The 9,251-nt window shown below is 59.7% G+C and carries 4 protein-coding genes; 3 read left to right on the top strand and 1 reads right to left on the bottom strand.

Going from position 1 to position 9,251, the window contains the following annotated elements:
- Nucleotides 1-2,666 (top strand): RNA polymerase-associated protein RapA (rapA, locus tag K0H47_RS28435; RefSeq protein WP_219273987.1); only part of this gene is annotated, 2,666 nt, incomplete at its 5' end.
- 186 nt (nucleotides 2,667-2,852) lie between these two features.
- Here the strand turns inward: rapA and K0H47_RS28440 are convergent.
- A complete protein-coding gene (locus K0H47_RS28440) occupies nucleotides 2,853-4,199 on the bottom strand; it encodes an MFS transporter (protein ID WP_063032809.1) in 1,347 nt (448 codons plus the stop codon).
- A 281-nt stretch (nucleotides 4,200-4,480) separates the two neighbouring features.
- Between K0H47_RS28440 and K0H47_RS28445 the strand changes: the two genes are divergently transcribed.
- Together K0H47_RS28445 and K0H47_RS28450 are read left to right on the top strand one after the other, a co-directional pair.
- The gene (locus K0H47_RS28445; protein ID WP_063032811.1) at nucleotides 4,481-6,742 is read left to right on the top strand and encodes a bifunctional diguanylate cyclase/phosphodiesterase; all 2,262 of its coding nucleotides are present in this window, start codon (nucleotides 4,481-4,483) and stop codon (nucleotides 6,740-6,742) included.
- A gap of 206 nt (nucleotides 6,743-6,948) precedes the next feature.
- On the top strand, nucleotides 6,949-9,126 hold the full coding sequence (locus K0H47_RS28450; RefSeq protein ID WP_219273988.1) for a hypothetical protein: 2,178 nt from the start codon (nucleotides 6,949-6,951) through the stop codon (nucleotides 9,124-9,126).
- The last annotated feature ends 125 nt before the right edge of the window (nucleotides 9,127-9,251 follow it).

Consider the following 9,251-nt stretch of genomic DNA (forward strand, 5'->3'; position numbering starts at 1 on the left):
ACACCATCACCCATTTCGAAGGCTGGAAAATGACCGTGCAAGAGGTCGACGATGTCGACGGCCTGCTGGTCTACCACGGCCTCAATGGGCAGAACGAGCAGGTCACCCTGCCGGAAACCCAACTCTCGAACTTCATCCAGTTCCGTCTGGCCAGCGACCGTCTGTTCGCCGGCCAGATCGACCCGCTGCCCTGGTTCTCCCTGCGCTATCACACCCTGGAACACACCAGCCGCCAGTTGCAGTCCTCGCTTTGGGGTCTGGGCGGCGTGCGTGCGCAACCGATCGCGCACCAGCTGCACATCGCCCGTGAAGTTGCCGACCGCATCGCGCCGCGTGTTCTGCTGGCGGACGAGGTGGGCCTGGGCAAGACCATCGAAGCTGGCCTGGTGATCCATCGCCAGTTGCTGTCCGGTCGCGCCAACCGCGTGCTGATCCTGGTGCCGGAAAACCTCCAGCACCAGTGGCTGGTGGAAATGCGCCGCCGCTTCAACCTGCAGGTGGCGCTGTTCGACGAAGAGCGCTTTATCGAAAGCGATGCCACCAACCCGTTCGAAGACACCCAGCTTGCGCTGGTGGCCCTGGAATGGCTGGTGGACGACGAGAAAGCCCAGGACGCGTTGTTCGCCGCCGGCTGGGACCTGCTGGTGGTCGACGAAGCTCACCACCTGGTCTGGCACGAAGAAAAAGCCAGCCCCGAATACTCGCTGGTGGAACAACTGGCCGAAGTGATTCCCGGCGTACTGCTGCTCACTGCAACCCCTGAGCAATTGGGCCAGGACAGCCACTTCGCGCGCCTGCGCCTGCTGGACCCGAATCGTTTCCACGACCTGCACGCCTTCCGCGCCGAGAGCGAAAACTATCGCCCGGTGGCCGAAGCCGTCCAGGAGCTGCTAGACAAGGGCCGCCTCTCGCCCGCCGCCCACAAGACCATCCAGGGTTTCCTCGGCGACGAAGGTGAAGCGCTGCTGACCGCCGTCAACGATGGCGATGCCGAAGCCAGCGCCCGTTTGGTACGCGAACTGCTGGACCGCCACGGCACCGGCCGCGTGCTGTTCCGCAACACCCGCGCCGCCGTACAAGGCTTCCCGGAGCGCAAGCTGCACGCCTACCCGCTGCCGTGCCCGGACGAATACCTCGAACTGCCCCTGGGCGAACACGCCGAGCTGTACCCGGAAGTCAGCTTCCAGTCCCAGCCGGATGTGGATGAAGAACAACGCTGGTGGCGTTTCGACCCGCGCGTCGAGTGGCTGATCGACCAGCTGAAAATGCTCAAGCGCACCAAAGTCCTGGTGATCTGCGCCCACGCCGAAACCGCCATGGACCTGGAAGACGCCCTGCGCGTGCGTTCCGGTATCCCGGCCACGGTGTTCCACGAGGGCATGAACATCCTCGAGCGCGACCGCGCCGCTGCTTACTTTGCGGATGAAGAGTTTGGCGCCCAGGTGCTGATCTGCTCGGAAATCGGCAGTGAAGGCCGCAACTTCCAGTTCTCCCACCACTTGGTGCTGTTCGACCTGCCGTCCCACCCGGATCTGCTGGAACAGCGGATCGGCCGTCTGGACCGGATCGGCCAGAAGCATGTGATCGAACTGCATGTGCCGTACCTGGAAACCAGCCCGCAAGAGCGGCTATTCCAGTGGTACCACGAAGCGCTGAACGCGTTCCTCAACACCTGCCCGACGGGCAACGCCTTGCAGCACCAGTTCGGCCCGCGCCTGCTGCCGCTGCTGGAAAACGCCGACGACGGCGAGTGGCAAGCGCTGATCGACGAAGCCCGTGCCGAGCGCGAGCGCCTCGAAGCCGAACTGCACACCGGCCGCGACCGTTTGCTGGAGCTCAACTCCGGTGGTGCCGGTGAAGGTGATGCGCTGGTGGAAGCCATCCTCGAGCAAGACGACCAGTTCACCCTGCCGATCTACATGGAAACCCTGTTCGACGCCTTCGGCATCGACAGCGAAGACCATTCGGAAAACGCGCTGATCCTCAAGCCCAGCGAAAAAATGCTCGACGCCAGCTTCCCCCTGGGCGACGACGAAGGCGTGACCATCACCTACGATCGCAACCAGGCGCTGTCCCGCGAAGACATGCAGTTCATCACCTGGGAACACCCGATGGTGCAGGGCGGCATGGACCTGGTGCTGTCCGGTTCCATGGGCAACACCGCCGTGGCGCTGATCAAGAACAAGGCGCTCAAGCCGGGCACCGTGTTGCTGGAACTGCTCTACGTCAGCGAAGTGGTTGCCCCGCGTTCGCTGCAATTGGGCCGTTACCTGCCGCCGGCTGCGCTGCGTTGCCTGCTGGATGCCAACGGCAATGACCTGTCGGGCCGCGTGTCATTCCTGACCTTGAACGACCAGCTCGAAAGCGTGCCCCGAGCCAGCGCCAACAAGTTCGTCCAGGCCCAGCGCGACCAGTTGACGCCACGGATCAACGCCGGCGAAGAGAAGATCGCCCCGCGTCACGCCGAGCGTGTGGCCGAGGCTCAACGTCGCCTGGCGGCGGACACCGACGAAGAACTGGCGCGCCTGACCGCGTTGCAAGCGGTCAACCCGACCGTGCGTGACAGCGAACTGGTTGCCCTGCGCCAACAGCGCGAGCAAGGCCTGGCCATGCTCGACAAGGCGGCGCTGCGACTGGAAGCGATTCGGGTGTTGGTCGCGGGCTAACTTCGCCGCCCTACCCTGCCAAACAAAAAGGCCCGCGTAATGCGGGCCTTTTTTATTCACTGGGTTTCATCGGTGACCCTGATGCCCTCATCGCGGGCAAGCCCGGCTCCCACAATGACCGTGTACATCAGCGACAACTCGGTCAACTGTGGGAGCTGGCTTGCCTGCGATGGCCTTACCTCGGTCTCAGGCAGTAACCGCCGTAGCCGGCACCTCCACCACCCCCAACCCATCCTTCATCCGCTTGGCATCGCGCACAAAACTGCGGGACGCCTGGAACAGAAACAGCATGGTCAGAAACAGCGCCACCGGAATCAGGTACATGGCATCGTGCAAGCCTATGGCTTTATAAGCCTCGGTCATCTGCTCCGCCCCTGCCGCATACATCGCCGAATGGGCAAAATGATCCGACAACCCGCCCACCACAATCGGCCCCATGCCACCGCCCAGCAAATACAAGCCGGCGAAGAACAACGCCATCGCCGTGGCCCGCAGGCGCGGCTCGACCACGTCCTGGATCGCCGTGTACACGCAGGTGTAGAAGTTATAGGCAAACAGCCAGCCCACACTGAACAACGCCACAAACACACCAATCTCGATCCGCCCGGCGTGCAACGCCCAAGCAGTGGTGACGGTAGAGATGATCAAGCTGCACGCCGCGAACAACAACCGGCCATTCGCGATGCGTTGATGGATCTTGTCGGCAATCCAGCCGCCCAGGGTCAGGCCCACCAGGCCGGTAATACCAACGATAACACCGGTGGCGACTGCCGCGTCCTGCAACGGCAGCAGGAAATAGCGCTGCAGCATCGGTACCAGGAACGAGTTACAGGCGTAGGTGGCGAAGTTGAAGCACAAGCCTGCCAGCACCAGCCATAGAAATGTCGGCACCGCCAGCACCCGGCGAATCGGCCGGTCGACTTTCTCCTGGGAGACTTGCACGGTTTCTGCGGCGCCGCGCTTGGGCTCCTTGATGTAGAACATGAACACCGCAAGAATCAGCCCCGGCACCGCGGCAATAAAGAACGGCGCACGCCAGCTGTCGAACGCCTTGACCATCGCACCAATGGTAAAGAACGCCAGCAACAGGCCCAAGGGCAGGCCCAGCATGAAGATCCCCATGGCCCGCGCCCGGCGGTGAGCCGGAAACAGGTCACCGATCAGCGAATTGGCCGCTGGTGCATAACTGGCCTCGCCGATGCCGATGCCCATGCGCACCAGCAAAAACGTCCAGAAGCTTCCCACCAGACCGTTGACCGCCGTCAGGCCGCTCCACGCCGCCAGGCCCCAGCCCATGAGTTTACTGCGCGAGCCCGTATCGGCCATGCGCCCGAGGGGCAAGCCGGCAATCGCATAAACAATGGTGAACGCAGTGCCGATGATGCCGAGCTGGAAGTCGCTGAGGTGCCACTCCATGCGGATCGGTTCGATGATGATCGCGGGGATGGTGCGGTCGAAAAAGTTGAACAGGTTGGCCAGGAACAACAGGAACAGAATGCGCCAGGCATTCGCCGCTTGGGTCGAGTTCTGCATGGGTCCGTCTCTTTTATTGTTATGTGAGCCGCGATGCCAGACGCATCCTGAGCCCGGAACCTGCAATCTAGTCAGCCCCGTGGGGATTGTCTGTAATGATTCGTAAGTCTGATGTCACTCCATCGGGCGACTCGGGCTGTTATCCCTAATCATTTAGTTCTAGTTATTTATAAACTCATCGCCAAATGATTAGAAGCAATCTGCCATCAGCCCTTGTAACCCGCTCACGCTCTCTATACTGAAAGACGCAGTCAGACTAAAACTCTGTGACGGGACATGCTATGGAATGGCTTGGTTTGCATTTTTTTACCGACCTTCCGGACAGCGGGCACTTATTACTCAATTGCAGTCATAACCCCTTTCTGGTGCTTCTGGCTTACGTGGTGGCCTGTGCAGCGGGCTTCGGCACCCTGGACATGGCCGAGCGGGTCGGCCATGTCGACAACCCCAAGGCTCAACGGCACTGGCGCTGGGTAGGTGCGGGCTGCCTGGCAGGCGGAATCTGGTCGACCCACTTCATCAGCATGCTGGCCTTCCAGGCGCCTATCGCAATTCACTACGAATTGATCATGACGTTCGCCTCGCTGCTGATCGCCCTGATCGCGTCGCTGTTCGCCATGCAAACCCTCAGTCACCCCAGGCTGCGCCTGCACCAATATGTGCTGGCATCGGTGTGGATGGGGCTGGGCATTGCGTTGATGCACTACGTGGGCATGTCGGCCATGCGCTCCGAGGCGGGCGTGTATTTCGAGACCGGGCTGTTCCTGGCCTCGGTGTTGATCGCCATCGGCGCCAGCCTCGCGGCGTTGCTGCTGTCGTTGTACTTGCGCAACGGCACCGGCATGTTTCATCAATTACTTAAGTACGCCGCCAGCCTGGTGCTCGGCGCCGGCATTATCAGCATGCACTTCACCGGCATGGCGGCCATGCAACTGCTGGTGCCCGAGGACCTTGTTCCGTCGGCGCTGCCCGTGGACAACAACCCCATCCAACTGGGCCTGCTGGTAGCGGTCATCGCCTTGCTGGTGATCGGCAGCAGCATCAGCGCTGCGCTGGCAGACAAGAAGCTGCAACACAAGGAAACCGACCTGCGCCGGGTCAATGCACTGCTCACCGAACTCGACCAGGCCCGCGCCTCGCTGCAACAGGTGGCGCACTACGACGCCTTGACCAGCCTGCTCAACCGCCGTGGCTTCAACCAGATCTTCGCCGAAAAGCTCGCAGAAAAAACCGCCACCGACGGCATGCTGGCGGTGATCTTCCTGGATATCGACCACTTCAAGCGCATCAACGACAGCCTCGGCCATGACGCCGGCGACGAATTGCTCACGGTGCTGGCGGGCCATATCAAAAGCTCGGTACGCAGCCACGACGACGTGGTCGCGCGGTTTGGCGGTGACGAGTTCTGCATCCTGATCAGCATTCACCATCGCGATGAAGCGCGGCACATGGCCCAACGCATCATGCAGAAAATGAAAGACCCCATCGAGTTGGCTGGCCGGCGCATGGTGATGACCACCAGCATCGGCATCAGCCTGTTCCCCGAAGACGGCAAAACCAGCGAGGAGCTACTCAAAACCGCCGACCTGGCGTTGTATCAGTCCAAGGATACCGGGCGTAACAACCTGAACTTCTTCAGCTCCAACCTGAAAACCCGGGCTTTCCTGGAACTGCAACTGGAGGAAGAACTGCGCGCCGCGCTGCGGGGCAAAAACGAGCTGGTGCTGTTTTATCAACCGATTCTTGACCTGAAAAAAGGCCGGATCACACGCCTCGAAGCCCTGGTGCGCTGGCAACATCCCCAACACGGCTTGCTGACCCCTGACCGGTTCATTGGCATTGCTGAAAACAATGGCCTGATTGCCGAACTGGATCACTGGGTCCTGCGCCAGGCCTGCCACGACCTCAGCCTGCTGTCGGAGCAGGGTCATACGGAATTGATCATGGCGGTCAATTGTTCGGCCTTGAACCTGACTCGTGACGAACTGGCCGATGAAATCGAAAACGCCCTGCGCTTCGGCGGGATCGCCGCCAATCGCCTGGAACTGGAAGTGACCGAAAACGCCCTGATGGGCAATATCAGCAGCACCCTGGCACTGCTGCGGCAAATCCGCGCATTGGGCGTGTCGCTGTCCATCGACGACTTCGGCACCGGCTATTCGTCCCTCGCCTACCTCAAGCGCCTGCCGCTGAATACCTTGAAAATCGACCGCTCGTTTATCCAGGACATTCCCAAATCCGCCACCGACATCGATATCGTCCAGGCCATTATCGGCATGGCCCACACCCTGCATCTGCAAGTCGTGACCGAAGGCGTAGAGACCCTGCAACAATTGGAAGTGGTACAAAAACACGGCTGTGATTTCGTTCAGGGTTACTTGCTCAGCGCTGCGGTACCGATGAGTGACATCAGCGCAGTGATCAAAGGCCTCGACCAGCACAACATGTTCAGCCTGCTGGGCCTTACAGGCAGTGAACCCGCCCCCAAAGACCCGCCTTCGGGCCGTACGGGCCCCGCCTCCATCGTCAGGCCAATTCGCTGACGCCGAAAATTTGGCAAATCGCCATCACTTCACTAAAGAATCCCGACGAACGGCCGATTCATCAGAGTCCGGCCAGGATTTCCCCTTAAAACCCTAGGGTTAAACCCTCCCGCCCAGGACCAGGACGCACTGTAAAGTCGCGATCTCTCATTCCGTGATGGCCACTTGATACCTCTTCAGCCATCCGTCCAGGCACATGGCGCACAATGACTTCTAAAAATAACTCTGCCACCGCGGTATCCGACGTGTTGCTGACAGCCCCTGCGGAAAAACCCTCAGGCTCAAAGTCATTGAGCACCGCCCGCCCACTGGCCACCCAGCAGTACCTGTACTTCACCGAGACCAACACCGACCGCATCCTCGACAACCTCGACGGCCTGCGCGACATGGTGTTCCCGCGCGCACCGCACCTGGAAGTCGACAGCGAACTGCGCAACGAGCAGGAATTCCCCTCGGTGTGCCTGATCGGCCTGGGCCGCTGCGGCTCGAACATTGCCCTGGATGTGGCAGAGCTGGTGTACAACGCCCGCAAGTTCTACCTCAACGAATTCAGCAACGAAGACAAAACCACCGACAAGGGCTACCGCCCCGCCCAGTGGATTCGCAACAACCTGCGCCTGGGATCGAACAAAGGCACCAAGCCGGTGTTCCTGGTCGAGCCGCTGGTGATGCTGGGCGACCTGGACAAGGACATCGCCGGGCGCATCCGTTTCTCGCGCAAGGGAGAGAAAAGCGGCTTCCTGCGGGACTACAGCAAGATGAAAATCATGGACCTCTCGGAAGTCCATGCCGGTGGCGCCGGTAACGCGCCGATCCTTGGCCAGTACCTGGCCAAAATCATCCTCAACAAAGACACCCAGCGCTTTTCCAGCCCCGACTGGAAGATGATCCACTCGTACCTGATCGACTCCTGCGGCATTAAGGCCAACCAGTCACGCCTGTACTTCTCGATCCTCAGCGCCGGCGGCGGTACCGGCTCGGGCATGGCCTCGGAATTCGGCCTGGCCCAGCAGCACTCGTACATGAACAAGACGTTCGACACCAAGCCCGCCGACGAACATGACAGCAAAAGCGGCCACGCCTTTGTGTTCGAGCCGATCTTCACCAGCGGCATTTGTGTGCTGCCGAACATCTCCGATCACCGCAGTGAAATGTCCGAGGCGCTGCACATCAACGCCGGGCGGCTGCTGTGCAAATACCTCTCGGAAGAATGGGATTTCTCGTACAACTTCGACAATGAGGACAGCAGCGAGGCCAGCGTGAAAGGCCGCATCCGGCCGTGGAACGCGATGATGCTGATCTCCAACGACATCATGCGGTATGCCGAAGAAAGCGATGACGGCAACATCCAGAACATTGATGTCAATGCCATGGAGAAGCACGCCAACCAGTACATCTCACAACAGATCTTCAACATTCTGACGGCCCAAGCGGTTACCACCGACTACGACCAGAACTACTTCCGTCGGGCCGGGATCGACATCGGCGAGACCATCCGCCTGGATGCCAACGACCTGTTTATGAGCCTGGCCGGCCCGGTGGCGATTGCCTATGCCGAATCGGTGGTGCCGGAAACGCCCGCGCCTTCGAGTGACAAGTTCAAGGTGTTCGAAAAAGAGCCGCAGCGGCTGAATATCGATGACTTGTTTTTCCGCTCCATTGACCTGCCGCATTTCAACAAGGTGACCCAGGCGATCGAAGGCATCAGCCTGTTGCCGATTGAGTCCAAGCGCTACAAGGCCTCCTTGGAGCAGTACAAGAATTCCGGGTATGACGCCGCGGCGTTGCATGACCTGCACTTCTTCAAGAACTGCTCGTCGGTGGTGTCGATTGTGTCGTTGCCCAAGGATTACAAGCTGTCCTATATGGACCTGAATCGGCTCAAGACGCACCTCAACAGTCTGTTTCCCAACACGACGCTCAAGCGGTATGCGCTGGTGATCGGGGCGTCGGCCAACTTGTCACTCACGACCTTGATCGCTAAAAGCCCATGCCTGTCGGATGACTTTTTGACGTTGATCGTGGCGTTTATCAAGCGCTGCTTTGCGAGGAATCCGTATCGGTTTGATGACACGCTGGATAACTCGATTCTGGATTTCATCATCCATGAGGATTTTGATGAAGACCGGATTGATGAGCTGCTCAATGAGTTTGAGAACCCGGCCAAGATTCTGGATACCAACTGGTATGCCATCAAGCCTATGTATGAGAAGAAGTATCGTGAGTTGATCAACGACAAGGACAAGTTTGTGTCGATCAACGATATTCGGCTGTCGCGGGATTGTGTGAAGAAGGCGATCAAGTACCTGCGTGAGATTTATCGTCACCGGATTGGGAAGACCAAGGTTATTTCGCTGAATAACCATACCGGGAAGACGGCGTAGGCTTTGTTGTTGCTGGGGTGGGGTGTATATCCGTTATTTGGGTTGGGGCTGATATTGGTTCCGCTCTTACAGCGGCTCACTTTTGAAGAGCGCAAAAGTAAGCAAAACGCTCTTGCCCCACCACT

This window comes from Pseudomonas sp. Xaverov 83, from assembly GCF_019352905.1.
GTDB lineage: Bacteria > Pseudomonadota > Gammaproteobacteria > Pseudomonadales > Pseudomonadaceae > Aquipseudomonas > Aquipseudomonas yamanorum.

What these genes read in the sequence shown, in the direction of transcription:
- K0H47_RS28440 (WP_063032809.1), bottom strand. Translation starts at nt 4,199, where the DNA reads ATGCAGAACTCGACCCAAGCGGCGAATGCCTGGCGCATTCTGTTCCTG.
- K0H47_RS28445 (WP_063032811.1), top strand. Translation starts at nt 4,481, where the DNA reads ATGGAATGGCTTGGTTTGCATTTTTTTACCGACCTTCCGGACAGCGGG.
- K0H47_RS28450 (WP_219273988.1), top strand. Translation starts at nt 6,949, where the DNA reads ATGACTTCTAAAAATAACTCTGCCACCGCGGTATCCGACGTGTTGCTG.